The 26,036-nt window shown below is 66.1% G+C and carries 30 protein-coding genes; 5 read left to right on the top strand and 25 right to left on the bottom strand.

Features of this window, described 5'->3' with window-relative positions; all coding sequences use genetic code 11:
- Positions 1-59: 59 nt before the first annotated feature.
- The 3 genes from holB to mltG are packed head-to-tail and all read right to left on the bottom strand — an operon-like array spanning position 60 to position 2,817.
- Positions 60-1,109, bottom strand: coding sequence for a DNA polymerase III subunit delta' (gene holB / locus LN047_RS11620; protein WP_062841360.1), 1,050 nt, complete (start codon positions 1,107-1,109; stop codon positions 60-62).
- Complete coding sequence (gene tmk / locus LN047_RS11615) at positions 1,106-1,729, bottom strand: dTMP kinase (RefSeq protein WP_056316851.1); 624 nt, start codon at positions 1,727-1,729, stop codon at positions 1,106-1,108. Before tmk ends, holB begins: the two co-directional genes overlap by 4 nt.
- Entirely contained in the window at positions 1,726-2,817 is a 1,092-nt protein-coding gene (gene mltG / locus LN047_RS11610; protein WP_373981807.1) for an endolytic transglycosylase MltG, read from the bottom strand. Before mltG ends, tmk begins: the two co-directional genes overlap by 4 nt.
- Positions 2,818-2,976: 159 nt before the next feature.
- On the opposite strand from mltG, the gene LN047_RS11605 reads away from it, so the two are divergent.
- On the top strand, positions 2,977-3,975 hold the full coding sequence (locus LN047_RS11605; protein WP_373981806.1) for a folate-binding protein YgfZ: 999 nt from the start codon (positions 2,977-2,979) through the stop codon (positions 3,973-3,975).
- 54 nt (positions 3,976-4,029) lie between these two features.
- Here the strand turns inward: LN047_RS11605 and LN047_RS11600 are convergent, their stop codons facing one another.
- The 7 genes from LN047_RS11600 to LN047_RS11570 all read right to left on the bottom strand — a co-directional run bounded on the left by LN047_RS11600 (position 4,030) and on the right by LN047_RS11570 (position 9,559).
- Positions 4,030-4,719: a VIT family protein gene (locus LN047_RS11600; RefSeq protein ID WP_180099256.1), complete on the bottom strand. Its 690-nt coding sequence runs from the start codon at positions 4,717-4,719 to the stop codon at positions 4,030-4,032.
- Between the two features lie 74 nt (positions 4,720-4,793).
- Positions 4,794-5,162, bottom strand: a complete 369-nt coding sequence (locus LN047_RS11595; RefSeq protein WP_081101074.1) for a PaaI family thioesterase — start codon at positions 5,160-5,162, stop codon at positions 4,794-4,796.
- Between the two features lie 70 nt (positions 5,163-5,232).
- Positions 5,233-6,123 carry a 3-hydroxyisobutyrate dehydrogenase gene (mmsB, locus tag LN047_RS11590; RefSeq protein ID WP_056316836.1) on the bottom strand — a complete coding sequence of 297 codons (891 nt, stop codon included), beginning with the start codon at positions 6,121-6,123 and terminating at the stop codon, positions 5,233-5,235.
- A gap of 89 nt (positions 6,124-6,212) precedes the next feature.
- Entirely contained in the window at positions 6,213-7,388 is a 1,176-nt protein-coding gene (locus LN047_RS11585) for an enoyl-CoA hydratase/isomerase family protein (protein WP_062841364.1), read from the bottom strand.
- On the bottom strand, positions 7,385-8,539 hold the full coding sequence (locus LN047_RS11580) for an acyl-CoA dehydrogenase family protein (RefSeq protein WP_175236447.1): 1,155 nt from the start codon (positions 8,537-8,539) through the stop codon (positions 7,385-7,387). The genes LN047_RS11585 and LN047_RS11580 overlap by 4 nt, the downstream gene beginning before the upstream one ends.
- Positions 8,540-8,787: 248 nt before the next feature.
- Positions 8,788-9,135, bottom strand: a complete 348-nt coding sequence (locus LN047_RS11575; protein WP_056316828.1) for an RnfH family protein — start codon at positions 9,133-9,135, stop codon at positions 8,788-8,790.
- Positions 9,125-9,559 (bottom strand): type II toxin-antitoxin system RatA family toxin, encoded by a 435-nt coding sequence (locus LN047_RS11570; protein WP_056316825.1) that lies wholly within the window; start codon positions 9,557-9,559, stop codon positions 9,125-9,127. Before LN047_RS11570 ends, LN047_RS11575 begins: the two co-directional genes overlap by 11 nt.
- 191 nt (positions 9,560-9,750) lie before the next feature.
- Here LN047_RS11570 and smpB point away from each other — a divergent pair, with 191 nt between their 5' ends.
- Positions 9,751-10,224: an SsrA-binding protein SmpB gene (gene smpB, locus LN047_RS11565; RefSeq protein WP_056316820.1), complete on the top strand. Its 474-nt coding sequence runs from the start codon at positions 9,751-9,753 to the stop codon at positions 10,222-10,224.
- 1 nt (position 10,225) lies between these two features.
- Here the strand turns inward: smpB and LN047_RS11560 are convergent, their stop codons facing one another.
- From LN047_RS11560 to LN047_RS11550, 3 genes are all read right to left on the bottom strand, one after another.
- Positions 10,226-11,413, bottom strand: coding sequence for a GGDEF domain-containing protein (locus LN047_RS11560; RefSeq protein WP_373981805.1), 1,188 nt, complete (start codon positions 11,411-11,413; stop codon positions 10,226-10,228).
- Between the two features lie 25 nt (positions 11,414-11,438).
- Positions 11,439-12,365: an SPFH domain-containing protein gene (locus LN047_RS11555; RefSeq protein WP_056318680.1), complete on the bottom strand. Its 927-nt coding sequence runs from the start codon at positions 12,363-12,365 to the stop codon at positions 11,439-11,441.
- Between the two features lie 96 nt (positions 12,366-12,461).
- The gene (locus LN047_RS11550) at positions 12,462-12,893 is read right to left on the bottom strand and encodes an NfeD family protein (RefSeq protein WP_152384201.1); all 432 of its coding nucleotides are present in this window, start codon (positions 12,891-12,893) and stop codon (positions 12,462-12,464) included.
- Positions 12,894-13,062: 169 nt separating this feature from the next.
- Here LN047_RS11550 and LN047_RS11545 point away from each other — a divergent pair, with 169 nt between their 5' ends.
- Positions 13,063-13,803: a glutamine amidotransferase gene (locus LN047_RS11545; protein ID WP_128828169.1), complete on the top strand. Its 741-nt coding sequence runs from the start codon at positions 13,063-13,065 to the stop codon at positions 13,801-13,803.
- Positions 13,804-13,953: 150 nt separating this feature from the next.
- Entirely contained in the window at positions 13,954-14,799 is an 846-nt protein-coding gene (locus LN047_RS11540) for a bifunctional transcriptional activator/DNA repair enzyme AdaA (protein WP_373981804.1), read from the top strand.
- 81 nt (positions 14,800-14,880) lie between these two features.
- Here the strand turns inward: LN047_RS11540 and ppsA are convergent, their stop codons facing one another.
- The gene (gene ppsA, locus LN047_RS11535) at positions 14,881-17,247 is read right to left on the bottom strand and encodes a phosphoenolpyruvate synthase (RefSeq protein ID WP_056316805.1); all 2,367 of its coding nucleotides are present in this window, start codon (positions 17,245-17,247) and stop codon (positions 14,881-14,883) included.
- 214 nt (positions 17,248-17,461) lie between these two features.
- Between ppsA and LN047_RS11530 the strand changes: the two genes are divergently transcribed.
- The gene (locus LN047_RS11530; protein WP_056316802.1) at positions 17,462-18,289 is read left to right on the top strand and encodes a pyruvate, water dikinase regulatory protein; all 828 of its coding nucleotides are present in this window, start codon (positions 17,462-17,464) and stop codon (positions 18,287-18,289) included.
- Positions 18,290-18,361: 72 nt separating this feature from the next.
- On the opposite strand, the gene LN047_RS11525 is transcribed toward LN047_RS11530, so the two are convergent.
- From LN047_RS11525 to LN047_RS11475, 11 genes are all read right to left on the bottom strand, one after another.
- A complete protein-coding gene (locus tag LN047_RS11525) occupies positions 18,362-18,841 on the bottom strand; it encodes a DUF2846 domain-containing protein (RefSeq protein ID WP_373981803.1) in 480 nt (159 codons plus the stop codon).
- Between the two features lie 22 nt (positions 18,842-18,863).
- Entirely contained in the window at positions 18,864-19,343 is a 480-nt protein-coding gene (locus LN047_RS11520; protein ID WP_373981802.1) for a DUF2846 domain-containing protein, read from the bottom strand.
- Positions 19,340-19,672: a hypothetical protein gene (locus LN047_RS11515; protein ID WP_226849033.1), complete on the bottom strand. Its 333-nt coding sequence runs from the start codon at positions 19,670-19,672 to the stop codon at positions 19,340-19,342. Before LN047_RS11515 ends, LN047_RS11520 begins: the two co-directional genes overlap by 4 nt.
- 166 nt (positions 19,673-19,838) lie before the next feature.
- Positions 19,839-20,306, bottom strand: coding sequence for a DUF2846 domain-containing protein (locus tag LN047_RS11510; protein ID WP_373981801.1), 468 nt, complete (start codon positions 20,304-20,306; stop codon positions 19,839-19,841).
- Between the two features lie 125 nt (positions 20,307-20,431).
- Positions 20,432-21,220 (bottom strand): TrmH family RNA methyltransferase, encoded by a 789-nt coding sequence (locus LN047_RS11505; protein WP_373981800.1) that lies wholly within the window; start codon positions 21,218-21,220, stop codon positions 20,432-20,434.
- The gene (gene rnhB / locus LN047_RS11500; RefSeq protein WP_152384195.1) at positions 21,217-21,825 is read right to left on the bottom strand and encodes a ribonuclease HII; all 609 of its coding nucleotides are present in this window, start codon (positions 21,823-21,825) and stop codon (positions 21,217-21,219) included. Before rnhB ends, LN047_RS11505 begins: the two co-directional genes overlap by 4 nt.
- Complete coding sequence (gene lpxB / locus LN047_RS11495; RefSeq protein WP_373981799.1) at positions 21,812-23,008, bottom strand: lipid-A-disaccharide synthase; 1,197 nt, start codon at positions 23,006-23,008, stop codon at positions 21,812-21,814. Before lpxB ends, rnhB begins: the two co-directional genes overlap by 14 nt.
- On the bottom strand, positions 23,005-23,799 hold the full coding sequence (gene lpxA / locus LN047_RS11490; RefSeq protein WP_152384193.1) for an acyl-ACP--UDP-N-acetylglucosamine O-acyltransferase: 795 nt from the start codon (positions 23,797-23,799) through the stop codon (positions 23,005-23,007). Before lpxA ends, lpxB begins: the two co-directional genes overlap by 4 nt.
- Positions 23,800-24,255: a 3-hydroxyacyl-ACP dehydratase FabZ gene (gene fabZ / locus LN047_RS11485; RefSeq protein ID WP_006385190.1), complete on the bottom strand. Its 456-nt coding sequence runs from the start codon at positions 24,253-24,255 to the stop codon at positions 23,800-23,802. It abuts the gene before it with no gap.
- Between the two features lie 67 nt (positions 24,256-24,322).
- The gene (lpxD, locus tag LN047_RS11480; protein WP_373981798.1) at positions 24,323-25,420 is read right to left on the bottom strand and encodes a UDP-3-O-(3-hydroxymyristoyl)glucosamine N-acyltransferase; all 1,098 of its coding nucleotides are present in this window, start codon (positions 25,418-25,420) and stop codon (positions 24,323-24,325) included.
- Between the two features lie 18 nt (positions 25,421-25,438).
- The gene (locus tag LN047_RS11475) at positions 25,439-25,999 is read right to left on the bottom strand and encodes an OmpH family outer membrane protein (RefSeq protein ID WP_056316777.1); all 561 of its coding nucleotides are present in this window, start codon (positions 25,997-25,999) and stop codon (positions 25,439-25,441) included.
- Between the last annotated feature and the right edge of the window lie 37 nt (positions 26,000-26,036).

The following is a 26,036-nucleotide window of genomic DNA, read 5'->3' as shown; positions in this document are numbered from 1 at the left end:
CTGGTGTTGCGAACCGGGGCGCGTCGCCAAGCGAAGCAAAGCGCCGCCGGATCAAGGACTTACGCCTGGCAGGATAGCACCACGCGCTGCAGGGTGGCGTGGGCGAACAGCTTGGCGTTCAAGGGGTGGGTGGCCAGCGCGCGCTGGCGCGTCAGCCAGCGGGCGGCCTCGGCCACGCGGGCAGGATGCATGCGGGCGGCCACCTGCGCCACGCCAGCAGCCAGCGACGGAAAATAGCGCACCGGCGCGCCAGCGCTGGCAAGCATCAGATCCGTGTACAGCCGTTGCAGGGCATCGATCCATTCTGGCGCGGCTACTTTCTCCAGCGCTTCGGCCAGCGTGCCCACGTCGGGCGTCTGACCCTTGGCCAGCGGGTTGACCAGTTGGCCCAGCCACGCCGGACAGGCAGATTCGCCGGATTGCGCCAGGCGCAGCGCCGCCAGCGGCGCGCCCCCCGCCGCGGCCAGCCATTCGCGCGCCGGCTCGACGTTCTGGTCCCGCAGCCACTGCAACGCCGTGTCCGCATCGGGCGCGGGCAGCGGCAAGCGGCGGCAGCGCGACACGAGCGTGGGCAGCAAGCGGTCCGGCGCGTCCGCGACCAGCAGGAATACCGTATGGGGAGGCGGTTCTTCCAGCACCTTGAGCAAGGCGTTGGACGACACGACATTGAGCGCATGGGCCGGGTACAGCAACGCCACGCGCCAGCCGCCGCGGTGCGTGGCGGTGTTGAACCAGGACTCCAGCGAACGGATCTGGTCGATGCGGATTTCCTTGGACGGCGCGCGCTTGGCAGCGCCTGCCGCCGGCTCGGCGTCTTCGGCCTGTTCGGCGGCATCCGCGCCCTCTTCCACGGCCACTGCCTCGGGGCGGATGCGGCGCAGGTCGGGATGGTTGCCGCTGGCGAACCACGCGCAGGCGGCGCAGTGGCCGCAGGCCAGCCCGTTTTCAGGCGTTTCGCACAACAGGCTGGCCGCCGCCGCGATGGCGAAATCGAGCTTGCCGATGCCAGCCAGCCCATGCACCAGCCAGGCATGCGCAAAGCGGTCGCGATTGCCCAGCCAGGCGCGGGCCGTGTCCATCTGCCAGGGGTGAAACTGGGGCGCGCTCATGCGGGAACGGCCAACAGCTCGCGCAGGCCGGCTTCCAGGTCGGCGCGGATCTCGGGGATGGCGCGCGTCGAATCGACGACGCGGATACGGTCCGGATCGGCCTTTGCGCGGGCATGGTAGGCCTCGCGGGTGCGCTCGAAGAATGCCGCACCCTCGCGCTCGAAGCGATCGGGTTCGCGCGCATCGGCCAGCCGCGCCCGCGCGACTTCCAGCGGCACGTCAAAGAGCCAGGTGCGGTCCGGCCTGCCGGCATGCATCCAGGCTTCCAGAACCGCCACGCGTTCGGCGCCCAGGCCGCGGCCGCCGCCTTGGTAGGCGTAGCTGGCGTCGGTATAGCGGTCGCAGACGACCCACGCGCCGCGCGCCAGCGCAGGCTCGATCACCTGGCGCGAATGCTCGCATCGCGCAGCGAACATCAGCAGGGTTTCCGTATCCAGCCCCATGGGATCGTTCAGGACCAACGCGCGCAGCTTCTCGCCCAGCGGCGTGCCGCCGGGCTCGCGGGTGGACACGACCTCAAGACCCTGCGCGCGCAGGAAATCCGCGATCCAGACGGTGTGCGTGCTCTTGCCCGCGCCGTCCACGCCCTCCAGCGTAATGAAACGTCCGCGTGAGGTCATTGATCTTGTCCTTGTGCTGATTCGGGTTCGGGCGCTGCCGAGGCCGCCGGCGCGGGCGTGGGCGCAGGCGCGGGCGTGGGATTGGACCGCTGACCAAGAATGTAGCGGGCCACGTTGCGGTTGTGTTCGGACAGGTTGGCCGAGAACTCGCTGGTGCCATTGCCCCGGGACACGAAATAAAGAAACTTGTGCTGCTCGGGCTGCACGGCGGCCAGCAAGGCCGCCCGGCCGGGTGCGGCAATCGGCGTGAGCGGCAGGCCCGGACGCGTGTAGGTGTTCCAGGGCGTGTCGGTCTGCAGGTCGCGCTTGCGGATGCGGCCCTGGTAGGCCTCGCCCATGCCGTAGATCACGGTCGGATCGGTCTGCAGCAGCATGCCGATCTTCAGCCGGTTGGTGAACACGCCCGATACGCGCCGGCGCTCCGGGCCATGCCCGGTTTCCTTTTCGATGATGGAGGCGAGCACCAGTGCTTCATAGGGCGTGGACACCGCCACGTCCGATTGACGCTTGTCCCAGGTGTCGTTCAGGATGCGCTGCCCTTCCTGGTAGGCGCGGCGCAGCAGGTCGAAATCCGTGCTGCCGGGCGTGAAGACGTAGGTATCCGGAAAGAACAGGCCTTCCGGGTGTTTGATGGTCGATCCCAGCCGCTCCATCAGTTCTTCGTCGCTGACATCGCCCAGCGTCTGCTTGACGTCGGGGTTCTCGCGCAGCGCCTGGCGGATCTGGCGATAGGTCCAGCCTTCAAGAAAGGTGATCTGGCGCTGCGTCATGTCGCCGCGGGCCAGGCGTTCGAGCAGCAGCCAGGGCGTGTCGCCATTGAGCGCCTGGTAGCCGCCCGCCTTCATCAGCTTGTCGCGCTCGGACAGGCGCGCCATCCACACGAAACCCGGCTCCCACATCGGCACGCCGGCGGCATTGAGCGCGCGCGCGACGGTGCGCGGGCTGCTGCCCGGATCCACCACAAAGTCGATCTTGTCGGACGACAGCGCCATCGGGCGATGCATCCAGGTATAGGCGGCGCCCACCGCGCCGCCCACGGCCAGGACGATGAGCAACAGGAACCACAGGACGAAATTTCGGAGTCGCATCTTCATAAGTGTCGGAAGTTTAATGGATCGCGGGCCGCAGCCGTGACACAACGGGGCCGGATCGCGCGGCGCGCCCCTTTGCGCATCGGGGACATGCCCGGGCCGGCCCGGGAACACGGCTATCATCAGCACTTTGATGACGCGATAACTCCCGCCGCCATGCACGCCTATTACGCTTCGATTCCTGTCCGCGCCGAAGGTTGCGCGCAATGCGCTCCGCTGGAAGATCTGGCGGTCTTCACCGCTTCGGGCGCCGACGCCCTGTCCTTCCTGCACGGCCAGCTCACGCAGGACGTCACGGGCCTGCCCCAAGACGCCGCGCGATTGGCCGGCTATTGCACCGCCAAGGGCCGTCTGCTGGCCACGATGGTCATGTGGCGCGGCACCGGCGATGCCGATGACTCCCCCCAGTTCTACGGCCTGGTCCGCCAGGACCTGTCCCAAGCACTGATCAAGCGCCTGTCCATGTTCGTCCTGCGGGCCAAAGCCAAGCTGGCCGCCGCGCCGCTGCACGTGGCCGGCGTGCAGGCCACCCCGGAACAGGCTGCCGCGCTGGAAGCCGTGACGGGCGCCCTGCCGCGCGCCACGTGGCAGCGCGCCGCCCTGCCGTCCGGCACCTGGATCGTCGCGCCGTCGGCCGACGACCGCCTGCGCTGGTGGTGGATTGCCTCTGACGACCAGCTGGAACAGTCCGCCGCGCTGACCCAGGCCCTGGGACTGGCCTCGGCGCAGCAATGGCAGGCGGCTGACCTGGCGGCGGGCATCCCCTGGATTGCCGCGGCCACGCAGGACGTCTTCATTCCGCAGACGGTTAACCTGGACCTGATCCAGGGCGTCAGCTTCACCAAGGGCTGTTACCCCGGGCAGGAAGTGGTGGCACGCAGCCACTACCGGGGCACCGTCAAGCGGCGCATGGCCTTCGGCACCGTTGCCGACGCTAGCCTGCAGGGCGCGTCGCTGACGGGGGTGGACGTGTTCGATGCCACGCAACCGGGCGAGGCCATTGGCCGCGTGGTGCAGGCCGCCAGCGATGCCGGCGTGGTGTCGGTGCTGTTCGAAACCACCCTGGCCGCACTGCCCGAGGGTGATCTGCGTCTGGCCAGCGCCGACGGTCCGCGCATCGCGCCCGCCCCGCTGCCCTACGCCATCAATCCCTGACCCTGCCGCGCCCGTGCGCGCCAATTCCGGCGCGCACGAATCTGGCGTTCGTCTTCAGACCGCCACGCCGAACAGCGCACCCACGCCCGCCGTCACCGCCATGGCCGCCGCGCCCAGCACCGTGACGCGCAGCGCGGCGGGCAGCTTGGGCGCGCCCCCCGCCTTTGCGGCCATGGTGCCCAGCGCCGCCAGACAACAGACCGATGCGCCGATCACCCACCCGATCAGGGGCGGTCCGGGCGATACCGCCGCCACGGCGAGCGGCACGGCGGCCCCGCCGGCAAACGACGCCGCCGACGCCAACGCCGCCTGGACCGGCCGCGCGCGGTTGTGCAGCGAAATGCCCAGCTCGTCGCGGGCGTGCGCATCCAGCGCATCATGGCTGGTGAGCTGGCGCGCCACCTGCTCGGCCAAGTCGCGGGTCAGCCCGCGCTCGACGTAAATGTCGACCAATTCCGCCAGTTCTTCGCCGGAGTTGCGCTTGAGCGAGCGCTGTTCAAGCCGCAGGTCCGCGGCCTCGGTGTCGGCCTGGGTGCGCACGGACACGTACTCGCCCGCTGCCATCGACAGCGCGCCGGCCACCAGGCCGGCCAGTCCGGAAGTGAGAATGGCGCCGTGCGAGGCTTGGGCAGCCGCGACGCCGGTGATGAGGCTGGCCGTGGAGACGATACCGTCGTTGGCGCCCAGCACTGCGGCGCGCAGCCAGTTGCTGCGGAAAATTCTGTGGTGTTCTTTTGCTGGCATTGCCGGAAAACCCATGCAACGCGTGACGGGCGCCGGGCATGCGAGGCGATGGCCCCGGCATGCCCCGGCAGCGTTCATCGCGGCGTCACGCGCACCGCGGTGAGCAAGCCTATCACGCACAGAGTGGCTTGTTCTCCGTCGTGCGCAAACATCTCCACCTGGCAGACCGAAAGACGCTTGCCCGGCTTGACCACGCGGCCGGTCGCGACGAACCGGTCGCCTTTGGCGGGCGCCAGGAAGTTCATCTTGAATTCGGACGTCAGTACATCCTCGCCCGGTCCGAACAGCGTGTAGGCCGCATAGCCGCCCGCACTGTCCGCAATGGTGGTGGAAATGCCCGCGTGCAGAAAGCCGTTCTGCTGGCAGAGGTCCTGCCGGTACGGCAGGACGATGTCCACCCTGCCCGGCTCGACGCTATGCAGCCGCGCGCCCAGCAGCGCCATGATGCTCTGCTGATCGAAGCTGGCCTGGACCCGCGCGGCCGGGTCTTCCGAGGCGTTGACGTGCGGCACGTCAGTCCTGCTCGCGCTTGACCAGATTGACGATGCTGGAAAAGTCCAGCTTGCCCGAACCGCCCGCGCTGTGCAGCGAATACAGGTTGCGCGCCAGTTCGCCCAACGGAATGGACGCGCGCGCCGACAGGGCGGCCTCGGCGGCCAGTCCCAGGTCCTTGAGCATCAGGTCCACGCCGAACCCGCCGGCATAGCCCTTCGAGGCCGGCGCATGCTCCATCACGCCCGGCCACGGGTTGTAGAGTTCGGTCGCCCAGTTGCGCCCCGAGCTCTTGGCGATGATGTCCGACAGCACCTTCGGATCCAGGCCATTCGCCACGCCCAGCGCCAGCGCCTCGGACGTGCCGGCCATCAGGATGCCCAGCAGCATGTTGTTGCAGATCTTGGCGACCTGTCCCGCCCCGGCCGGGCCCGCGTGAAAGATGTTCTTGCCCATCTTTTCCAGCACGGGCCGCGCGCGCTCCAGCGAGGCGGCCGCGCCGCCCACGATGAAGGTCAGCGTGCCCGCGGCCGCGCCACCCGTGCCGCCCGACACCGGCGCATCGATCATGGCGATGCCGCGCGCCTCGGCCGCCTGCGCCACCTTGCGCGCCGAATCCGGCGCAATGGTGCTGCATTCGATGACCAGCGCGCTCGAGGAAATCTTGCCCAGCAGGTCCTGGTCAAGGTACAGGCCCTCGACGTGCTTGCTGGCCGGCAGCATCGAGATCACGACCTCCGCGCCCTGGACCGCCTCCGACGCGGACGCGGCCGCCGTCGCCCCGGCATCGGTCAGCAGCTTGATGGCCGCCGGCACCAGATCGAACACCTTCAGGCTGTGGCCAGCCTTGACCAGATTCAATGCCATGGGCGCGCCCATGTTGCCCAAACCGATAAACGCGATGCTGCTCATGATGTCTTGTCTCCTGTTGCTATTGCTGTAGGTATGGATTCATCGTGACCTGCGTGGCGGATCGGCCGGCTGGCGGGCCGGCCGGCGGATCAGCGCCCTTCCTGGCCCAGGTCGGCAAGCGGGTGCGGCTCGCCCTCGGGCCAGGGTTCTTCAAAGAATTTCTGCACCCAGGCGTCGGTCGCCATGTCGATAACGGCGGGATTCCAGCGCGGGTTCTTGTCCTTGTCGACCAGCAGCGCGCGGATGCCTTCGGCAAAGTCGCCATGCGCCGTGCACGCCAGCGCGGCGATGTACTCGACGCGAAACACATCGTCCAGCGACCGCAGGCGCGTGCGCTGCTGCAAGGCAAACGCCAGGCGCACCGATCCCGGCGAGCCCGCCAGCATCGTCTTGGCCGCGCGCGAGAGCCAGGGGTCTTCGTGGTCCTTCAGGAAGGACAGCTCTTCGTAGATGTCGTCCAGCCGGTTGCCGTTGCACAGGTTGTTGACGACGAACGAGTGCTGGCGCAGGGGCCCGGGTTCGAGCGGCGTGGGCGGTTCCAGCGCGGTCAGCGCGCGGCGCAGCAGGCCGTCGTTGATCGAGCGCGGGGGAATCGCGTCCTCGGCCGCATCCGCGGCCTGGCCGGCCCACGGCTGCTGCTCCAGCGACGCCAGCAGCGCCGGCCAATCCGCGCTATTCAGGCGGAAATCCGCCAGCCCAGCAAAGAAGGCGTCGGACGTGTTCAGTTGCGCGCCCGTCAGCGCCAAAAAGACGCCGCTGCGGCCCGGCATGCGGTTCAGCAGCCAGCTGCCGCCCACGTCCGGGAACAGGCCGATCGACACTTCCGGCATGGCCAGGCGCGAGGTCTCGCTGACGACGCGGTGGCTTGCGCCCATCATCAGGCCGATGCCACCGCCCATGACAATGCCATGGCCCCAGCACAGAACGGGCTTCGGATACGTGTGGATGCGATAGTCCAGCCGGTACTCGCGTTCGAAGAAGGTGCGCGCGTAGGTGTTGCTCCAGCTGGGCTTGCCCGCGTTCTCGGTCATGCTGCGATACAGGCCATGCAGGTCGCCGCCGGCGCAGAACGCCTTGTCGCCCGCGCCCTGCAGCACCACCAGCGCAACACCGGGATCACGCGCCCAGGCGTCCAGGCGGTCGGCCAGCAGGTCAACCATCTCGAGCGACAGGCCGTTCAGCGTTTGCGGCGCATTCAGCGTCGCAATGCCGAAACGCATTCCATTGGCGGCGGATCTTTCTTCGAACAACACCGGTGCATTCATCTTATGTCGGCTCCTTTTTCCAACAATTGGCGGGCAATGATCACGCGCATGATCTCGTTGGTGCCCTCCAGAATCTGATGAACGCGAGTATCGCGCACCAAACGCTCCAAGGGATAGTCTTTCAGGTAACCATAACCACCATGAATCTGTTGCGCGTCCAGGCATATCTGGAAGCCCATGTCGGTGGCGAAACGCTTGGCCATCGCGCAGTAGGTGGACGCATCGGGCGCGCCGGCGTCCAGCTTGCAGGCGGCCAGCCGAACCATCTGGCGCGCCGCCACGAGGTGCGTGGCCATGTCGGCCAGCTTGAACTGCAGGGCCTGGAATTCCGCCAGCCTGCGGTTGAACTGGCGGCGCTCGTCCATGTAGCGGCGGGCGGCGTCCAGCGCGCCCTGCGCCGCGCCCACCGAGCACGTGCCGATGTTGATCCGGCCGCCATCCAGGCCCTTCATGGCGATCTTGAAGCCCTCGCCCTCCACGCCCAGCATGTTGGCGGCCGGCACACGGACGTTCTCAAAGGTGATGGGACGCGTGGACTGGCTGTTCCAGCCCATCTTCTCTTCCTTGCGGCCATAGCCGATGCCTTCGCTGTCTGCGGGGATCGCAAAGGCGCTGATGCCCGCGGCGCCCTCGCCGCCGGTACGGGCCATCACGACCAGCAGGTCGGTGTCGCCGCCCCCGGAGATGAAGGCTTTGGCGCCGTTGACGATGTAGCTGTCGCCATCGCGCTGCGCGCGCGTGGACAGCGACGCCGCGTCGGAGCCCGCGCCGGGCTCGGTCAGGCAATAAGAGGCCAGCTTTTCACCGCTGGCAAGCAAGGGTCCCCAGGCTTCGCGCAACGCCGGCTGGCCCCACTTGCCGACCATCCAGGTCGCCATGTTGTGGATGGTCAGGAACGCCGTGGTGGACGGATCCACCGCCGCCATTTCCTCGAACACCAGCGTGGCGTCCAGGCGCGGCAGGCCCAGGCCGCCGATGTCCTCGCTGGCGTAGATCGCGCAGAAACCCATCTCTCCCGCCCGGGCAAAGGCTTCACGCGGGAAAATGCCCTCGGCGTCCCAGCGCGCGGCGTGGGGAGCCAGTTCGCCCTCAGCGTAGTCGCGCGCGGCCTGCGCGAACGCGCGCTGCTCGTCGGTCAGTTCCAAGTCCACAGCCTGTCTCCTGTTGTAGTCGGTATTGTCTCGTGGCGTTGCTGCCGTCTCGTGAACGCCAGCCCGTCGATTTTGACATGACGTTGACGTAAACGTAAGCGGGAATCCGGCTCAATGTTACGCCCGAAGCGGCCGGGCGCTTTGTCTTATTGATGACAATGTGCGGGGACGGGCCGAAAGCAAAAAGCCACCGGCGGATGTCGACGGTGGCGTGCGGGACGCTGGGCCTGGGGGCCGTCAGTTCGCCGTTACAGCAGCCCTGCCGGCCGGATGCGCCCGTTGCGGGCCGTCTTGGCCCGGCGATGCTCGGCGCGGCGGCGGCGCGACTCCTTCGGGTCGAAGGTCAGGCCGCGATAGATTTCCACGCGGTCTCCGTCGGCCAGGCGCGCCTTGGGTTCGGTGGCGCGGCCGAAGATGCCCACGCCCGCTTCCCACGGCTTGACGACAGGAAATGCCTGCGCAAAACCGCTGGCCGCCAACGCGTCCTCGACGGTCGCGCCGTCCGGCAAGCGCACGTCGCGCTGCCAGGCGTGGCCGGGCAAGGCGTAGCAGACGATGACGCCGATCTGCCCGCCCGCGGACCCTTCACTCGCCATACTTGGCCTGCGCGCGCTTGGTGAAGGAATCGATGAAGCTGGTCGCAATGCGGTTGAAGACCGGGCCCACGACCATTTCGAGCGGCCGGTTCGAGAACGCGTACTCCATGGTGAACAGGACCTTGCACGCGTCTTCGGCCAGCGGCTGGAAAACCCAGTGACCCACCAGGCTGGAGAACGGACCATCCACCAGCTCCAGGTCGATCCGCTCGGGGTAGACGTGGGTATTGCGGGTGGTGAAGCGCTGCTTCATCCCCGCGAAGGAAATCAGGATGGAGGCCTGCATGCCGTGTTCGTCGCGGGTCTGCACCTCGGCGCCGCCACACCACGGCATGAACTCGGGGTACTTCTCCACGTCGGCAACCAGGTCGAACATCTGGGCGGCGCTGTAAGGCACCAGGACGGATCGTTGTACTTTGTGCATCGACTATCGCAAATGGCTAGAATGGCAAGATTTTACCGGCACAGCGCTTTGTGGGCTTGGATGGGCCGAAACTGCGGCCAAAGCAGTGAACAAAGCAGCGGCAAAAGACAGCCGTCAGGATACCGAGCAATCGCCGCCCGCAACAACCCGCAATCCGCCGGATTCGCAGAATCCCCCAGCAAGAAGGCTTTATGAGCATCATCGACAATCGCAAGGCCACGCACGACTATTTCATCGAAGACCGCTTTGAAGCCGGCCTTGTCCTGCAAGGCTGGGAAGTCAAGGCGATCCGCGACGGCCGCGTGCAGCTCAAGGAAAGCTACGTCATCGTGCGCGATGGCGAACTGTTCCTGCTTGGCATGCACGTCAGCCCCCTGCCCACGGCCTCCACGCACATCCACCCAGACGCCATGCGCACGCGCAAGCTGCTGCTCAAGGCCGAGGAAATCAGCAAGCTCATCGGCAAGGTCGAGCAGCGCGGCTATACGCTCGTGCCGCTGAACCTGCACTACAAGAACGGCCGCATCAAGCTGGATTTCGCGCTGGGCCGCGGCAAGAAGCTGTTCGACAAGCGCGACACCGCGCGCGAGAAGGACTGGGCGCGCGAAAAAGAACGCATCATGAAGCACGACACCCGCGCCCCGCGCCGCAGCAAGGACGATTGATTCAGGCGGCCACCGGCAGCGCCGGGCGCTCGGCCTCGTGGCCGGGGCCCACCACGCGGTTGCGCCCCGCCGATTTGGCCGCATAGAGTTTTCGGTCGGCCCGTTCGAACAGCACCTGCAGGTTTTCGCCCGGGATCCAGTCCTCGACGCCCGCGCTGAACGTATACGAAATCGTGCTGCCCCCGTGCGCGCAAGGCGTGCGCCGCACCGAATCCAGCAGGCGCTCGGCCACCTCCAGCACCGCGTCGCTGCGCATGTCCGCAAACAGCACGCAGAATTCCTCGCCCCCCACCCGTCCCACGTGATCGCCGGTTCGTAGTGTCGCGGTCGCCAGCAAGCCGAAATGGCGCAGCACTGCATCGCCGGCCGCATGGCCATGCGTGTCGTTGATGCGCTTGAAATGGTCGATGTCCAACAGCAGCAAGGTCAGCGGACGGCGCATGCGCAGGGCCTGAGCGCAATACCGTTCGGCCTGCAGCCACCACGCCTTGCGAGACATCAGACCCGTCAGGAAGTCGGTGTTGGCCTCTTGTTCGCGGTCGGCCAGCATGCGGTCGTGAATGATCATGATGGTCCCCAGCGTCAGGCACGGCATGATCAACACGCCCAAAGTCAGGAACGCAACGCCCCACACCGTGGGCTCAAGAAAGGCGGCCACCGTGTCCAGCCCCACCAGGTAGATCCCGGCGCGAAGCGCGCAGACCACGGCGGAAATCAGCGTCACCGCCCACACGAAACGGTAGGCGTAGCGCGAGCGATGCTTGGGCATGTTGCGCTGGACGACGATGGCCACGGCCAGCATGAAGCCCATTTGCAGCAGCGACATCGCGACGATGCGCGGACTCACTTGCCAGTCCACGTAGGTGTAGGTGGCCACGACCGACAGCGCCGCCAGGCAGCCCAGGGTCATGAGATGCCGGGGCACCGCAAGACCGAGCAACCGGCGCACGCCCGCGTAATACGCGCAAAGGGCCAGCGCGATCGCCGCGTTCGGCACCAGGATGGACGCCCAGAGCGGCGCCTCGGTGTTCTGCAGCGCAAATGTAGAAAACGCCAACAGCGTGAGCAGGTTGGCGCGTATGGTCTCGCGGATGCCGGCCATGCCGCTGCGCGCCAGGGATCCCAGCACGCACAGCGAAAGCACTCCCGCCAGCGCTGCTATCAGAAGCAAATTAACGGGAGCGATCATGGGCGGCGCGCCGCGAGGCGCAGTATCAGGTGTTGCGCGTGGACTTCACGATGGTCATGGCGGAGGCGATCATCCCGCCCACGTCGGACAGATTGGCTGGCAGGATCAGCGTGTTGCCTTCCTTGGCCACGTTGCCGAACGCCTCGACGTAGCGCTCGGCAACCTTCAAGTTGACCGCTTCCATGCCGCCCGGCTGGCGAACCGCATCGGCAACCTGCGTGATGGCCTTGGCGGTGGCTTCGGCAATCGCCAGCACCGCGGCCGCCTCGCCTTGCGCCTGGTTGATCTGCGCCTGCTTCTCGCCTTCGGATCGCGCGATCGCGGCTTCGCGTTCGCCGGTGGCGATATTGATCTGCTCCTGGCGGCGGCCCTCGGAGGCGGCGATCAGCGCGCGCTTCTCGCGTTCCGCCGTGATCTGGGCCTGCATCGAACGCAGGATCTCGTTGGGCGGCGTCAGATCCTTGATTTCATAGCGCAGCACCTTTACGCCCCAGTTCAGCGCCGCCTCGTCCAGCGACGACACGATGTTGCTGTTGATGGAATCGCGCTCTTCAAAGGTGCGGTCCAGTTCCATCTTGCCGATGACCGAACGCAAGGTGGTCTGGGCAAGCTGCGTGATCGCCGAAATGTAGTTGGACGAACCGTACGAGGCGCGCATCGGGTCCGTGACCTGGAAATACAGCACGCCGTCGACCTGCAGCTGGGTGTTGTCGCGCGTGATGCAGACCTGGCTGGGCACATCCAGGGGGATTTCCTTCAGGGAATGCTTGTAGGCCACCCGTTCGATGAACGGAATCACGAACCCGGCGCCCGGCGACAGGACGCGGTCGAACTTGCCCAGCCGCTCGACCACCCAGGCGTGCTGCTGCGGCACGATGGCGATCGCCTTGACGACGATAAGGATCGCCAGCGCAACGATGACAAGCAGCACGACGGTTGAAGTATCGATCATGGTGTGAAGCCTCTTTTCTGATGGATGCGCCGGCCTGCCCCGCCATGCTGGCCGGGGTTCCGGCGATTGCCCGCGGCGCTGCGCGGGTGCGTTCTGCTATGCCGATCGGCCGCGCTTGGGAGTCAGCACGAGGATCGAGCCGCGCAATTCGGTAATGATGTGTTCGCCGGGATGGGCGGCGTGTCCCTTGGCCAGCTCGGCCTGCCAATGCGCGCCCCGGTACCAGACGCGCGCCGCCCCGCTGTCGGACCACGCCTCTACGACGACGGTCTGGCCGATGTCCAGGTTGACGTCGGCGTTGCGGGCGGAATTGACCTCACGCTTTTTCAGCACCCGGGTCTTGCGCAGCACCAATAGCCCCAGCAGCAACACGACGCCGCAAGCCACCAGCTCCCATTGCAGGCCGGCGTTCAGCCAGGCCGCAATGCCGCCAGCGGCCAGACCCAAAGCGACCAGCAGCAAATAGAAGGTTCCTGTCGCCAGCTCTCCGATGAGCGCCAGCGCGGCCAATCCCAGCCAAATCCACATAGTATTGAGAATCGTCTGTAAGGATGAGTATCTGAGCGGATTGTACGTATTTCCGGTACGGAGCGGGAGCCGCAGTGCGCCAGCGTGAACATTTTCGCTGGATTATTATGTGCGCTGGCGCGCCGGGTCGCGGGACCAACGCGCCTTCCTCGTTCACCTACACGCTTTTATGACCGCCGCAACTCCTTCTGCTCTTCCCGTCCTGATCCTGCACACCGGCGATCCGGACGATACGCTCAAAAGCCAGTTCGGCGGCTATGCCGAACAAATCATGACGGCGGCCGGCCTGGCCGCCAGCAACGTCGAGATCGTCGCGGTATACGAGGGCCAGCGCCCGCAGGCGCCCTCCTGCTACCGCGCCGCCCTGATCACCGGTTCGCCCGCCATGGTGTCCGACAAGGAACCCTGGAGCGAAGACACCGCCGCCTGGCTGCGCGAGGCCGTCGACGCGGGCCTGCCGATGTTCGGCGTCTGCTACGGGCACCAGCTGCTGGCACACGCGCTGGGCGGCAAGGTCGGCTACAACCCGTCGGGCCGGGAAGTGGGCACCCAGACCGTGGAATTGCTGCCGACCGCCTCCGGCGACCAGCTAATGGCCGGCGTGCCGTCCACCTTCCCTGCGCAGATGCTGCATGCACAGACCGTGCTGCAACCGCCCCCGGGCGCGGCGGTGCTGGCGCGTTCGGATCTGGACGACCACCAGATGATCCGCATCGGCCGCAACGTCTTTTCCACCCAGTTTCACCCCGAGTTCGGGCCGGATTTCATCCTGGCTCATCTCGAGCGTTATGGCCGCCGCTACGCCGCCGAAAACCTCGACATGCCCGATCTGTCGGCCAACGTGCGCGCGACGCCCGTGGCGGCAGGCCTGTTGCGGCGCTTCCTGGAGACCTACGCGCCCGGCGCCTGACCTCTGCAGGCGTCCGGCCGGCCTTGCCGGGACGCCACGGGGGACGCCAAAGGCCAAGGCTGCGCCGCAACAAGCGGAGTGCCGGCGCCGGCCAGTCTTGAGACGATAGCGTCAAGCATCACGCCAACACGCGCCAGTCAGGAGTCCCCTATGAGCCCCGCCGCCGTCCCCCTGAGCAAACAGCACGCCGCCGCCGTCGAGCGCGCCTGCCGCGCCCTGGAAGCCGAGCAGCCGCCCGATCTGTCAACACTGGCCGAACAGGCCGGCATGAGCCGCTTCCATTTCCACCGCGTTTTCAAGGCCGCCACGGGCATCACGCCCAAGGCCTACGCCAACGCGCTGCGGGCCAGCCGCGCGCGCCAGCGCCTGGAAGAAAGCGCCAGCGTCACCGACGCCATGTACGACGCCGGCTTCAATTCCAGCGGACGCTTCTACGAGGCCGCCCCCGCCATCCTGGGCATGACGCCTACCGCGTTCCGCAAGAACGGCGAAGGCGTGGATATCCGGTTCGCGGTCGCGCAGTGCGCGTTGGGCGCGCTGCTGGTGGCGGCAAGCAGCACCGGCATCTGCGAAATCGCGCTGGACAAGGACCCGGACCGCTTGGTCAAGAACCTGCAGGACCGCTTCCGCGCCGCCAGGCTGATCGGCGCCGATCCCCAGTTCGAAAGCTGGGTTGCGGACGTGGTCGGCTTTGTCGAAGATCCGGCGCGCGGCCTGGACCTGCCGCTGGACGTGCGCGGCACGGCGTTCCAGCGCAAGGTCTGGGAGGCGCTTTGCGAGATCCCGTTGGGCGAAACCGCCACCTACGCGCAAGTGGCCGAGCGCATCGGCGCGCCCACCGCCGTGCGCGCCGTCGCCCGCGCCTGCGCCACCAACAACATCGCGCTGGCCATTCCCTGCCATCGCGTGGTGCGCACCGACGGCTCGCTGGCCGGCTACCGTTGGGGCATCGACCGCAAGCGCGAACTCATCGCCCGGGAAGCCAAGGCTGCCTGAGCGGCAGGGGTCAAAAGAAACGAGCAAATTAAAAAACCCCGCGTCCCAAAAGACGCGGGGTTTTTCGTTTCCACCGGCCAATCAGTTCTTGGCCAGGCGCTGCCACGTATCGACAACGGTGTCCGGATTCAGCGACATCGACAGGATGCCTTCGTCCTTCAGCCACTGCGCGAAGTCCGGGTGATCGCTGGGGCCTTGGCCGCAGATGCCGACGTACTTGTTGGCAGCCAGGCAAGCCTTGATCGCACGGCGCAGCATGAACTTGACGGCTTCGTCGCGCTCGTCGAAGTCGGCGGCCAAAAGCTCCATGCCCGAATCGCGGTCCAGGCCCAGCGTGAGCTGGGTCATGTCGTTCGAGCCGATGGAGAAGCCGTCGAAGTACTGCAGGAACTCGTCGGCCAGGATGGCGTTGGACGGCACTTCGCACATCATGATCAGCTTCAGGCCGTTTTCGCCGCGGGCCAGGCCGTGCTTGGCGAGCAGGTTCACGACCTTCTCGGCCTGACCCAGCGTGCGCACGAACGGCACCATGATCTCGACGTTCGTCAGGCCCATTTCATCGCGCACCTTCTTGAGGGCTTCGCATTCCATGCGGAAGCACTCGGCGAAGTCTTCGGCGATGTAGCGCGACGCGCCGCGGAAGCCCAGCATGGGGTTCTCTTCCTCGGGCTCGTAGCGCGAGCCGCCCACCAGCTTGCGGTACTCGTTGGACTTGAAGTCCGACATGCGCACGATGACCGGCTTGGGGTAGAAGGCGGCGGCAATCGTCGCCACGCCTTCGGCCATCTTCTCGACGAAGAAGGCGCGCGGGCTGGCATGGCCGCGAGCGGCCGATTCCACAGCCTTCTTCAGTTCGCCGTCCACGTTCGGGTAGTCCAGGACTGCCTTCGGGTGGATGCCGATGTTGTTGTTGATGATGAATTCCAGGCGAGCCAGGCCGACGCCGCCGTTCGGGATCTGGGCAAAGTCGAACGCCAGTTGCGGGTTGCCCACGTTCATCATGATCTTCAGATCGATGGCGGGCATGTCGCCACGGCGCACTTCCTCGACTTCGGTCTCGATCAGGCCGTCATAGATGCGGCCTTCGTCGCCTTCGGCGCAGGACACGGTCACGGCCTGGCCTTCCTTGAGCACGTCGGTCGCGTTGCCGCAGCCCACCACTGCCGGAATGCCCAGTTCACGCGCGATGATCGCGGCGTGGCACGTACGGCCGCCGCGGTTCGTCACGATGGCCGAGGCGCGCTTCATCACGGGTTCCCAGTTGGGATCCGTCATGTCGGTGACCAGCACGTCGCCCGGCTGGACCTTGTCCATGTCGGAGATGTCGCCCACAACGCGCACCGGACCCGAACCGATCTTCTGGCCAATGGCACGGCCGGTAATCAGCACCTGGCCGGTCGCCTTCAGGCGGTAGCGCTGCTGCACGTCGTTGGCGCCCTGCTGCGACTTCACCGTTTCGGGGCGCGCCTGCAGGATGTAGATCTTGCCGTCCACGCCGTCGCGGCCCCACTCGATGTCCATCGGACGCTGGTAGTGCTTTTCGATGATGACGGCGTAGCGGGCCAGTTCGTTGACCTCGTCGTCGGTCAGCGAGTAGCGGTTGCGCTCGGACACGGGCACGTCCACCGTACGCACGGCACGGCCTTCGGGGCGCTCGGGATCGAACTCCATCTTGATGAGCTTGGAGCCGATGCGGCGGCCGACGATGGGATAGTGGCCTTGCTCCAGCGTGGGCTTGAAGACGTAGAACTCGTCAGGGTTGACGGCGCCCTGCACGACGGTTTCGCCCAGGCCGTAGGACGAGGTGATGAACACCACATCCTGGAAGCCCGATTCGGTGTCGATGGTGAACATGACGCCGGCGCTGCCCTTGTCGGAACGCACCATGCGCTGGATGCCGGCCGACAAGGCGACGTCGGCATGGGCGTAGCCCTTGTGCACGCGATAGGAAATGGCGCGGTCGTTGTACAGCGACGCGAACACGTGGCGGATCTTGTCCAGCACGTCGTCGATGCCCACCACGTTCAGGAAGGTTTCCTGCTGGCCGGCGAACGAGGCGTCGGGAAGGTCTTCGGCCGTGGCGGACGAGCGCACGGCGAACGAGCCCTTGCCATCGGCGTCGAGCTTGGCGAAGGCTTCGCGGATCTGCGATTCGAATTCCGGCGAGAACGGCGCCTCGACGATCCATTGGCGGATCTGCGCACCGGCGGTGGCCAGTTCGCGCACGTCTTCGGGGTTCAGCGTGGTCAGGCGTTCAGCGATCCGCTTGTCCAGGCCCGAAGCCTTCAGGAAATCGCGGAAGGCATCCGCGGTCGTGGCAAAGCCGCCCGGCACGCGGACACCCGCGCCAGACAGCTGGCTGATCATTTCGCCAAGAGATGCGTTCTTGCCTCCTACCGAGTCCACGTCCGTCATGCGGAGCTGCTCGAACAAAACAACATACGACATTGAAGTCACCTTTTACAATGGAATGAAAGCGAGTTTGGTCAATGGATGAAATGCGCTGTTCTGGGTGCCGGAGAAACGCTTTTTCCGGCTTGTGCAGACACGCTTTCAGACGCTGACCAAACTGGCCTTGGACCGCCCTTGGGGTGACTTATAGGGGCCTGATTGTACTCGGTGGAGTACGTCCGGCCATCTGCCTGGTTGGAATTTTTTACACATGACATCTACCCCTATCGTACGCACGGTATACATCGTTTCCGACAGTACCGGCATCACTGCGGAAACCTTCAGCCAGTCAGTACTTTCGCAGTTCGAGGAGGTCAATTTCAAGCCCATCCGCCTGCCCTTCGTGGACACGCTTGAAAAGGCCGCGGAAGTCGCCATGCGGATCGATCGCAGCGCCCAGGACGCGGGCGTGCCGCCCATCGTTTTCAGTACCCTGGTCAACCCCGAAATCCTGGCCCGCGTTCGCCAGGCGAACGGCATCTTCCTGGATCTGTTCGGCACGTTCGTCAGCCACATCGAACAGGCGCTGGGCCTGAAATCCAGCCACTCCATCGGCCGCTCGCACATGCAGGCCAACTCGGAAAAGTACCGCAACCGGATCGACGCCATCAACTTCAGCCTGGCGCATGACGACGGCCAGTTCGTGAACCAGCTCGATCAGGCCGACGTGATCCTCGTCGGGGTCTCGCGCTGCGGCAAGACGCCCACCAGCCTGTACCTGGCCATGCAATACGCCATCAAGGCCGCGAATTTCCCGCTCACGCCCGACGATTTCGAACGCGGCACCCTGCCCTCGACCATCGCGCCGCACCGGGGCAAGCTGTTCGGCCTGTCGATCCAGCCCGAGCGCCTGGCCGAAGTGCGCAACGAGCGCCGCCCCAACAGCCGCTACGCGCAACTTGAGCAATGCCGCTACGAAGTCGCGGAAGCCGAACGCATGATGCGCCGCGAAGGCATTTCTTGGCTGTCCAGCACGACGAAATCGATCGAAGAGATCGCGACCACCGTCTTGCAGGAAGTCGGCCTGGATCGCGGATAAAGAAAAAGGGCGCGTTCAGGCGCGCCCTTGATTGGCCGGCGATGTCAGCCGGCGAATGTTCACTGCTTATATTCAGGGACGCAGCTTGACGCGCTCTCGCGATCCCGCGCCCCAGTACTTCAGCGGCGACATCTCCTGTTGGGCAATCTTTTCGGATTCCTCCAGGCGCATGTCCTGCCGCCCCACGCTGGCGGCATTTCCGGTTGCGCCCTCGATGCTCAGGCGCACGTACCGCGTCTGGCCGGGCGCCAGGTCGAACGTCAGGGTCTCGCCATCGCGCAGCGTATCGATCTCGTACTTGCCCGCCGGACGGTTAACGTAGAAGAAGCTGCCCGGCTTGGACCGGCCGACCTTCACGCCATTGACGCGCAGATACGGTTGATTCGACACCACGCCAATCGGCGCCGGCGGCTGGTAGAAATAGATGCGGCCCGTATCCGGGACCATGACGGGAATGGTGCCCGCCACGTCCTTGTAGCGGGGACCGCCACAACCGGCCAACAAGGCGGCGCCCAGCGCGGCGGCGGCCATCAACTTCAAACTGCTCTGCATGGATTTCTCTTCAGGTTCGGGTCTAACGCAAGCCAGGAACCTGCTCGGGCGAAGCCGCGCCCCAATAGCGCATCTTCAGGAGCTCGGTTTCAGCGAGTTCGGGCGGATCGACCATTTCCATGGACAGCTTGCCCACCGTGCCCGTGCTGCCCAGCGATTCGGCCTTGATGCGCACATAGCGCGTCTGACCGGGATCAAGCTTGAAACTCACGCCGTCACCCGTCCAATACAGGTTGGTCACGACATAACTGCCTGCCGGGCGGTCCACGAAAAAGAAGCTGCCCGGCTTGTTGCGCCCTACGACATCGCCGTTCACGCGCAGCTTTTGCTGCGCCACTGCGGCGGCCGACGCCTGCGCCTGCGGCTGGTAGAAGTAGATGCGCCCATCGCCTTGCGCGATTGGCGGGATGCGCCCCTGCAAGGATTGGTACTGCGGACCAGCGCACCCGGCCAGCGCAACCACGGTCGCGGCCGTCGCCGCCAATTTCAGCCAGATCTTCATTGACGCATTTCCACAGGCAGGGTGACAGGACGGTTCAATGGCAGATAGGCCATTTCACCAGGCAGGTAAAAGCCAACGAGCTTTCCCGAGGACGCCACGAGATAGGCCTCTCCCTGGCGCCGCGTCTGAACCGTGAACAGGCCGCCAAGCGACCGGTAGACGTCGCCTTGCGGCAAGGCGCCCACGCGCTGCCATTGCGACGCCGCCGGCAGATTCGCGATGCTGTCATTGGGAAGCTGGGCGGTGACCAAGCGCGACAGCTGGATCACGTTGACCGGGTCCGCCGGCGCCACGGGCACCAGGTTCGCCCGCTGTGTCGACACGGACATGCACGCGCTCAAGGAAAGCATGCCTGCGACGGCCAACACGGCAAACTTGCTCAGGCGGGCCGCGCCCGCGATTTTTGAAACTTCCGACGACACCATGGATACCCCGGCAACGAATGAAGTGCGTAAGTATAGGGGTGCGTCAGAAATCTACAAAACGTATCCGCGCTCAATAGCGCAGCACTTCGCGCTCGCGTCGGCCCGCGCCCCAATATCGCAAGTCGGCCAGCGCTTGCTGCGCGGCGTCGGGCGACTGCTCCAGGCGCAGCACTTGCTTGCCCCCCGCGACGTCCACCCGGACGTATTGGGTCTGCCCTGCTGCTAGCGGCACGACCAGCGGGTCCTTGCGTTCCTTGCGGTCCGTTGCCGTGATCACTTCGAGCGTCCCGGCCGACCGGTCCACGAAAAAGAAGTGGCCTGCCTTGGATTTGCCGACGCGGGCGTTGTCGACCAGGATGGCCGGATGCGGCACCTTGTCGCCATTTGACGTCTTGGGCTGGTAGAAATAGATCCGCCCTTCGCCCGGCTCCAGTGCGGAGATCTTGGCCGCCACGTCGCCATACCGGGGGCCTGCGCAGCCCGCCAGCACGGTTGCGGCACCCAGCGCGGCCAGGCTCAGTTTGATCCAGTGTTTCACGTGTCCCCTCCCCGGGCTCGAAATGCGGGCCGCGTCAGTGCGCCGCCCACGTTGCACAAGCGCGGCAGTATAGGGGGCAGATTCGCCGATCAATCGGTGGAAAAACGGGGGGATCCCGCGCCGGCTCAGGCGGGATGGCGCTGGGTCGCCTGGCGGCGTTGCTCGAACAGGCAGATCGCTGCGGCGGCGCCGACATTCAGCGACTCGACGGCGGCGGCGTCGTGATCTATGCGCACTTTCAGGCTGGCAGCGGCCAGCAGCGCGGGCGCCACACCCTGGCCCTCATGCCCGAACACCCACGCGCACCGCTCAGGCAGGCGGTCCGCGTAAAGGTCGCGCGAGCCGTCCAGCGCCGTCGCCACCAGTGGCACACGCAAGCGCGGCAGCAAGGCCTGGAGATCGACATGCTCGTGGATATGCAGGGCAAAATGCGCGCCCTGGCCGCTGCGAAGCACTTTGGGAGACCAGGCTGCCGCCGAGCCCGTGGCAAGAAACACCCGCTTGATGCCGGCCGCGGCGCACGTGCGCAGCAAAGTGCCCACATTGCCAGGGTCCTGGATGCGGTCGAACAGCACGCAGGTTTCATCCACCTGTTCAGGCAGCGCGGGCACCGGCGGCGTGACCAGGAAGGCGACGCCCTGCCCGCTTTCGACGGCGGCCACGGCGTGCATCAGGCGCGCGTCCAGCGCGAGGCTGACGTTGTCCGGCACGGCCGCGGCAAGCGCCGCGATGTCCGGCTGGGAAAGGCGGTCCACGTCGAAAATCGCCCGATCCGGCGCGCCGTGGTGCTGCAACCATGCCTGGCAAAGGTGCACGCCATCCAGCAGCACCGGGGCGCCACGCTTGCCCGCGGTGCCGGCCAACTTGACCAGCGCCTTGACCGCCGGGTTGTCCCGGGAACTGATGTGCTTCATGAAACCAGGCCGAAGGCCTTGATGGGCGCGAAGCTGCGCCGGTGTTCGGCGCACGGACCGTGCTCGCGCAGCCGTTGCAGATGCAGCGCCGTGCCGTAACCCTTGTGCTGGTCGAACGCGTATTGCGGATACAGGGCGTGCAGGCGAAGCAGGTCGGCGTCGCGCGCAGTCTTGGCAAGGATGGAGGCGGCCGAGATTGCCGGCACCAGCGCATCGCCCTTGATGACGGTCTGCACGGTGCAGCGCAGTTTGGGCGCCTGATTGCCGTCGACCAGCGCCAGTTGCGGCACGGTGGCCAGGCCCTGCACCGCGCGCTGCATCGCCAGCATGGTGGCGCGCAGGATGTTCAGGCTGTCGATTTCCGCTACCGTGGCGCTGGCGATGCACCAGGCAAGCGCCTGTTCCTTGATCTGCAGCGCCAGTTCCTCGCGGCGCACGGCGGTGAGGACCTTGGAGTCGGCCAGGCCGTCAATGAAGCGTGACGGATCCAGAATGACCGCCGCCGCGTAGACCTCGCCGGCAAGCGGGCCACGGCCCGCCTCGTCGACGCCGGCGGTCAGCAGCGCGGGCTGCTCCGGCGCCACGAAAAGCTCAGGCTGCTCCATCGGCCACCTCCAGGATCGCCTGCGCGGCCAGCGCCGGCGTATCGCGCAACAGGTCTTGGTGCATGGCGGTAAAACGGGCCTCCACGCGGGCGATCAGGGCGTCGTCGGTCAACGCCTGCCAGGTCGCTTCGGCCAGTTTATCGGGCGTCGCGTCGTCCTGCAAAAGCTCGGGAACGACGAAGTCGCGAAGCAACACGTTGGGCAGGCCCACCCAGGGCAGGTACGGGCGCTGCTGACCAGACTTCCACGCCATGATCCGCCGCATCCAGGGCGACAGGACGTAGGAGATGACCATGGGCCGTTTGAACAGCGCCGTCTCCAGCGTGGCGGTGCCACTTGCGACCAGGACGGCCGTGGCGGCTTCCATGACGGACCAGGCCACCGGCGCCTTGCGGTCCCCGCCCTCGCCGTGCAGATCGTGTGCGGTGACGCAGCGCAGACCGGGCACCGGATACTGGGCCAGGATTTCCAGGAACTCGGCCCGCCGCTGGTCATTGACCATGGGCACGATGCACTGCAGGGCCGGATCCTTCTTCAGCAGTTGCTGGGCCGCCTGCAGAAAGCGCGGCGCGAGCAGACGGATCTCGGAGGACCGGCTGCCGGGCAGGATGGCCAGCACACGGGCGTCTTGATCGATGCCCAGGCGCGCGCGGGCCGCCGAGCGGTCCGGCTGCATCGGCACCGCACCTGCCAGCGGATGGCCCACGTACGTCACCGGTATGCGTTCCTTGCGGTAGATCTCTTCCTCGAACGGAAACAGCACCAGCATGTGCGAGACCGATTCGCGGATCTTGTGAATGCGCTCGTAGCGCCAGGCCCAGATCGAGGGGCCGACGAAATGCACCGTCGGCGTGCCCGCCTGGCGAAGCTGGTGCTCCAGCCGCAGATTGAAGTCGGGTGCGTCGATGCCCACGAAGACGGACGGCGGCTCGGCAAGCCAGCGGCGCTTGACGTCGCGGTAGGTGGCCAGCAGGCTGGGCAGGCGCTTGAGCGCGTCCACGTAGCCAAACACGGTCAGCGCGTGCATCGGATGCCAGGCGTCGAAGTCTCGCGCCTGCATCTGCGGTCCGCCGATGCCCTCGCAGCGCACGCCGCTGTCGCGCGCTTGCAGACCGGCAATGATGCGTCCGGCCAGCAGGTCGCCCGAAGGCTCGCCGGCCACCATGCCGATCCGAGTGCTCATGGGCGGATGATGCCGCGGGAGGCGACGTCCAGGAAGTCCAGCAGCGTCTGCAGATGCTCCGCGGCTTCAGGGATAGACTGCTGGCGTTCACGCAGTTCGGCGCGCGCCGCGTCCAGGGGCAGGCCCCGGCGGTAGATGATCTTGTAGGCTTCGCGCAGGGCCGAAATCGAGGCCGCGGAAAAACCGCGGCGTTTCAGGCCTTCGACGTTGATGCCCACCGGACGGCACGGGTTGCCGGCCGCCAGCACAAAAGGCGGGGTGTCCTGCATGAGGGAGCTGTTGCCGCCCGTCATGGTGTGCGCACCCACGCGCGAGAACTGGTGCACCCCGGTCAGGCCGCCGATGATCGCCCAGTCGCCCACGTGCACGTGGCCGCCAAGCTGCACCGAATTGGCCAGGATCGTGTTGCTGCCGATATGGCAGTCATGGGCCACGTGAACGTAGGCCATGATCCAGTTGTCGTTGCCCAACGTTGTTTCACCGCCATCCTGCGTCGTGCCGGTATTGAGCGTGACGAATTCGCGCACCGTGTTGCGGTCGCCGATCGTCAGGCGCGTCGGCTCGCCCGCGTACTTCTTGTCCTGCGGCATGCCGCCGATGGAGCAATAGCGATAGAAGCGGTTGTCGCGACCGATGGTGGTCACACCGTCGATCATGCAGTACGGGCCGATTTCGGTCCCCGCACCGATGGTCACATCAGGCCCCACCACTGCGAACGGGCCGATGACGACGGTCGGGTCGATTTTTGCCGCCGGATCGACAACAGCGGTGGGATGGATGTTTCCTGCCATTTACTCTTCCAGGCTGCGAATCGCGCACATCAGCTTGGCGGAAGCCACTTCCTGGCCGTCGACCGTCGCGCGTGCTTGATACTTACAGATGCTGCGGCTCAGGCGTTCCGCTTCGACCTCGATGCGCAGTTGGTCACCCGGGACGACGGGGCGGCGAAAGCGCGCGCCGTCGATGCCGACCAGGTAATAGGCGGTCTTGGCGCCTTCGCACTTGAGGCCGCCGTTCTCGTCCGTGAACGAGAACAGCGCCGAGGCCTGGGCCATGGCTTCGACGATGAGCACGCCCGGCATCACCGGATGGTGAGGAAAGTGACCGTTGAAAAACGGCTCGTTGATCGAGACGTTCTTGATGGCGACGATGGACTTGCCAGGCACCATTTCCACGACACGGTCAATCAGCAGCATCGGGTAGCGATGCGGCAGCCTCTCCATGATCCCCTTGATGTCGAGTTCCATTTTTCTATGCGTTCCTGCGAAATTAAATAATGTGGCGGCGCGGGCGCGCCAGGGCGGCGAACGCGCCCTAGTCCTTTTCCAGCGTGCGCACGCGGCGGCGCAATTGCGCCAACTGTTGTATCACGGCGGCGTTGCGCTGCCATTCGCCATGCTCCGCGTACGGGAAGACCCCGGTGTAGCGGCCAGGCTTGGAAATATTGGACGTCACTGCCGTGCCGCCCGAGATATGCACGTCGTCGCCCAGCACCAGATGCCCCGAGAGCATCGCGGCGCCGCCGATGGTGCAGCGCTCGCCGATGGTGGTCGAGCCCGCCACACCCACGCAGGCCGCCATCGCGGTATGTGCGCCGATGCGGCAGTTGTGGCCGATCATGATCTGGTTGTCGAGCTTCACGCCGTCCGCCAGGACGGTGTCTTCAAGGGCGCCGCGGTCGACGGTGGTGTTGGCGCCGATTTCGACGTCATCGCCCAGCGAAACGCCGCCGAACTGCGGGATCTTGCCCCAGGCGCCCTTGCCCAGCGAAGGATCCGGCGCGAAGCCGAAACCATCGGCCCCCAGCACTGAACCGCTGTGCAGGATGACCCGGGCGCCGATCTTGACGCCTTCATACAGCGTGACGTTGGCATGCAGCCGGCCGTCGGGCCCGATGGACGATCCGGCGCCGATGACGCAACCCGGACCCAGCACCGTGCCCCGTCCGATGCGCGCGCCGGGTTCGACGACGCAGTTCGGGCCGATACGCACGCCGTCTTCGATGATCGCGTCGGGCGCAACCACGGCGGAGGGATGGGTTTCAGCGGGCAAGGCGGGTCTGCGGGCAGTGTCGAACCACTGCGCGACGCGCGCGTAGAGCAGATAGGGATGCTTGCAGACGACCAGCGCGAATGGCGGGCGGTCGCTGCCCTGGGCTTCGAGCGCCTCGGCGACGTCGGTGGAGACGATGACCGCCCCCGCTCCGGTTGCGCCAAGCTGGCTTTGGTAACGGGGATTGGACAGGAAAGTGATTTCCTGGGGGCCGGCCGAAGACAGGGTCCCGATGCCGCAGACCCGCATGGGGTCTGCGCCGGGAACCGCACTGATACGCCAGTCCATACCCTGGGTATTGGCGGCGCTCAACAGTGCTTCGAGTGTCGGCGCGCGGGCAAGATCCAGTAAAACCGGCATGACTAGACGGGTATCGCTTTACTTGCCCAGGCTCTGGATCACCTTGTCGGTGATGTCGATGCGCGGGTTGACCGTCACCGCGTCCTGGATGATCAGGTCGTAGTTTTCCTGTTCGGCAATGCGCTTGATGGCGTCATTGGCCTTGGACACGATGCCCGAGAATTCTTCGTTGCGGCGGCGGTTGAAGTCTTCCTGGAACTCGCGGCGCTTGCGCTGCAGGTCGGTGTCCAGGTTGGCCAGTTCGCGCTGGCGCTTGACGCGGTCGGATTCCGACAGGACAGGGGCGTCCTTGTCGAACTTCTCGGCTTGCGAGCGCAGGCTGTTGTTCAGGCGCTGGAGTTCGTCGTCGCGCTTCTTGAATTCGGCTTCGATCTTGCTTTGGGCAGTCTTGGCCGGACCCGATTCGCGCAGGATGCGTTCGGTATTGACGAAACCGATCTTGGTGCCTTGCGCTTGCGCGGGGATCGCGGCAGCCGAACCGAGAATGAGCGCACCCACCAGGGCAATGGAGCCGCCCAGCTTGCCACGGCGCTTGGCGCCCAGCGTCTTCGATGATTTAAGTGCGAAATCAGACATCATGAAAATCTCACCTTCCAGTAAGGCAAAGCCAAAGTGT

The sequence above is a fragment of the Achromobacter sp. JD417 genome (assembly GCF_041879325.1).
Taxonomy (GTDB): domain Bacteria; phylum Pseudomonadota; class Gammaproteobacteria; order Burkholderiales; family Burkholderiaceae_B; genus Achromobacter; species Achromobacter mucicolens.
Note: the sequence above shows the minus strand (reverse complement) of the source record. Positions and strands in the feature narration are given on the sequence as shown.

Coding starts and splice junctions, on each gene's coding strand:
- LN047_RS11560 (WP_373981805.1), bottom strand. CDS start 11,413: ATGATCGCTCCCGTTAATTTGCTTCTGATAGCAGCGCTGGCGGGAGTG.
- LN047_RS11605 (WP_373981806.1), top strand. CDS start 2,977: ATGCACGCCTATTACGCTTCGATTCCTGTCCGCGCCGAAGGTTGCGCG.
- lpxD (WP_373981798.1), bottom strand. CDS start 25,420: ATGCCGGTTTTACTGGATCTTGCCCGCGCGCCGACACTCGAAGCACTG.
- LN047_RS11525 (WP_373981803.1), bottom strand. CDS start 18,841: ATGCAGAGCAGTTTGAAGTTGATGGCCGCCGCCGCGCTGGGCGCCGCC.
- LN047_RS11595 (WP_081101074.1), bottom strand. CDS start 5,162: ATGGCGCTGCTGGGCGCGCGGCTGCATAGCGTCGAGCCGGGCAGGGTG.
- LN047_RS11540 (WP_373981804.1), top strand. CDS start 13,954: ATGAGCCCCGCCGCCGTCCCCCTGAGCAAACAGCACGCCGCCGCCGTC.
- holB (WP_062841360.1), bottom strand. CDS start 1,109: ATGAGCGCGCCCCAGTTTCACCCCTGGCAGATGGACACGGCCCGCGCC.
- rnhB (WP_152384195.1), bottom strand. CDS start 21,825: ATGGAGCAGCCTGAGCTTTTCGTGGCGCCGGAGCAGCCCGCGCTGCTG.
- LN047_RS11555 (WP_056318680.1), bottom strand. CDS start 12,365: ATGATCGATACTTCAACCGTCGTGCTGCTTGTCATCGTTGCGCTGGCG.
- LN047_RS11475 (WP_056316777.1), bottom strand. CDS start 25,999: ATGATGTCTGATTTCGCACTTAAATCATCGAAGACGCTGGGCGCCAAG.
- mmsB (WP_056316836.1), bottom strand. CDS start 6,123: ATGAGCAGCATCGCGTTTATCGGTTTGGGCAACATGGGCGCGCCCATG.
- LN047_RS11530 (WP_056316802.1), top strand. CDS start 17,462: ATGACATCTACCCCTATCGTACGCACGGTATACATCGTTTCCGACAGT.
- LN047_RS11585 (WP_062841364.1), bottom strand. CDS start 7,388: ATGAATGCACCGGTGTTGTTCGAAGAAAGATCCGCCGCCAATGGAATG.
- smpB (WP_056316820.1), top strand. CDS start 9,751: ATGAGCATCATCGACAATCGCAAGGCCACGCACGACTATTTCATCGAA.
- mltG (WP_373981807.1), bottom strand. CDS start 2,817: ATGCGACTCCGAAATTTCGTCCTGTGGTTCCTGTTGCTCATCGTCCTG.
- LN047_RS11550 (WP_152384201.1), bottom strand. CDS start 12,893: ATGTGGATTTGGCTGGGATTGGCCGCGCTGGCGCTCATCGGAGAGCTG.
- LN047_RS11575 (WP_056316828.1), bottom strand. CDS start 9,135: ATGGCGAGTGAAGGGTCCGCGGGCGGGCAGATCGGCGTCATCGTCTGC.
- LN047_RS11600 (WP_180099256.1), bottom strand. CDS start 4,719: ATGCCAGCAAAAGAACACCACAGAATTTTCCGCAGCAACTGGCTGCGC.
- ppsA (WP_056316805.1), bottom strand. CDS start 17,247: ATGTCGTATGTTGTTTTGTTCGAGCAGCTCCGCATGACGGACGTGGAC.
- LN047_RS11515 (WP_226849033.1), bottom strand. CDS start 19,672: ATGTCCGTGTCGACACAGCGGGCGAACCTGGTGCCCGTGGCGCCGGCG.
- tmk (WP_056316851.1), bottom strand. CDS start 1,729: ATGACCTCACGCGGACGTTTCATTACGCTGGAGGGCGTGGACGGCGCG.
- lpxA (WP_152384193.1), bottom strand. CDS start 23,799: ATGGCAGGAAACATCCATCCCACCGCTGTTGTCGATCCGGCGGCAAAA.
- LN047_RS11545 (WP_128828169.1), top strand. CDS start 13,063: ATGACCGCCGCAACTCCTTCTGCTCTTCCCGTCCTGATCCTGCACACC.
- LN047_RS11520 (WP_373981802.1), bottom strand. CDS start 19,343: ATGAAGATCTGGCTGAAATTGGCGGCGACGGCCGCGACCGTGGTTGCG.
- lpxB (WP_373981799.1), bottom strand. CDS start 23,008: ATGAGCACTCGGATCGGCATGGTGGCCGGCGAGCCTTCGGGCGACCTG.
- LN047_RS11505 (WP_373981800.1), bottom strand. CDS start 21,220: ATGAAGCACATCAGTTCCCGGGACAACCCGGCGGTCAAGGCGCTGGTC.
- LN047_RS11570 (WP_056316825.1), bottom strand. CDS start 9,559: ATGCACAAAGTACAACGATCCGTCCTGGTGCCTTACAGCGCCGCCCAG.
- fabZ (WP_006385190.1), bottom strand. CDS start 24,255: ATGGAACTCGACATCAAGGGGATCATGGAGAGGCTGCCGCATCGCTAC.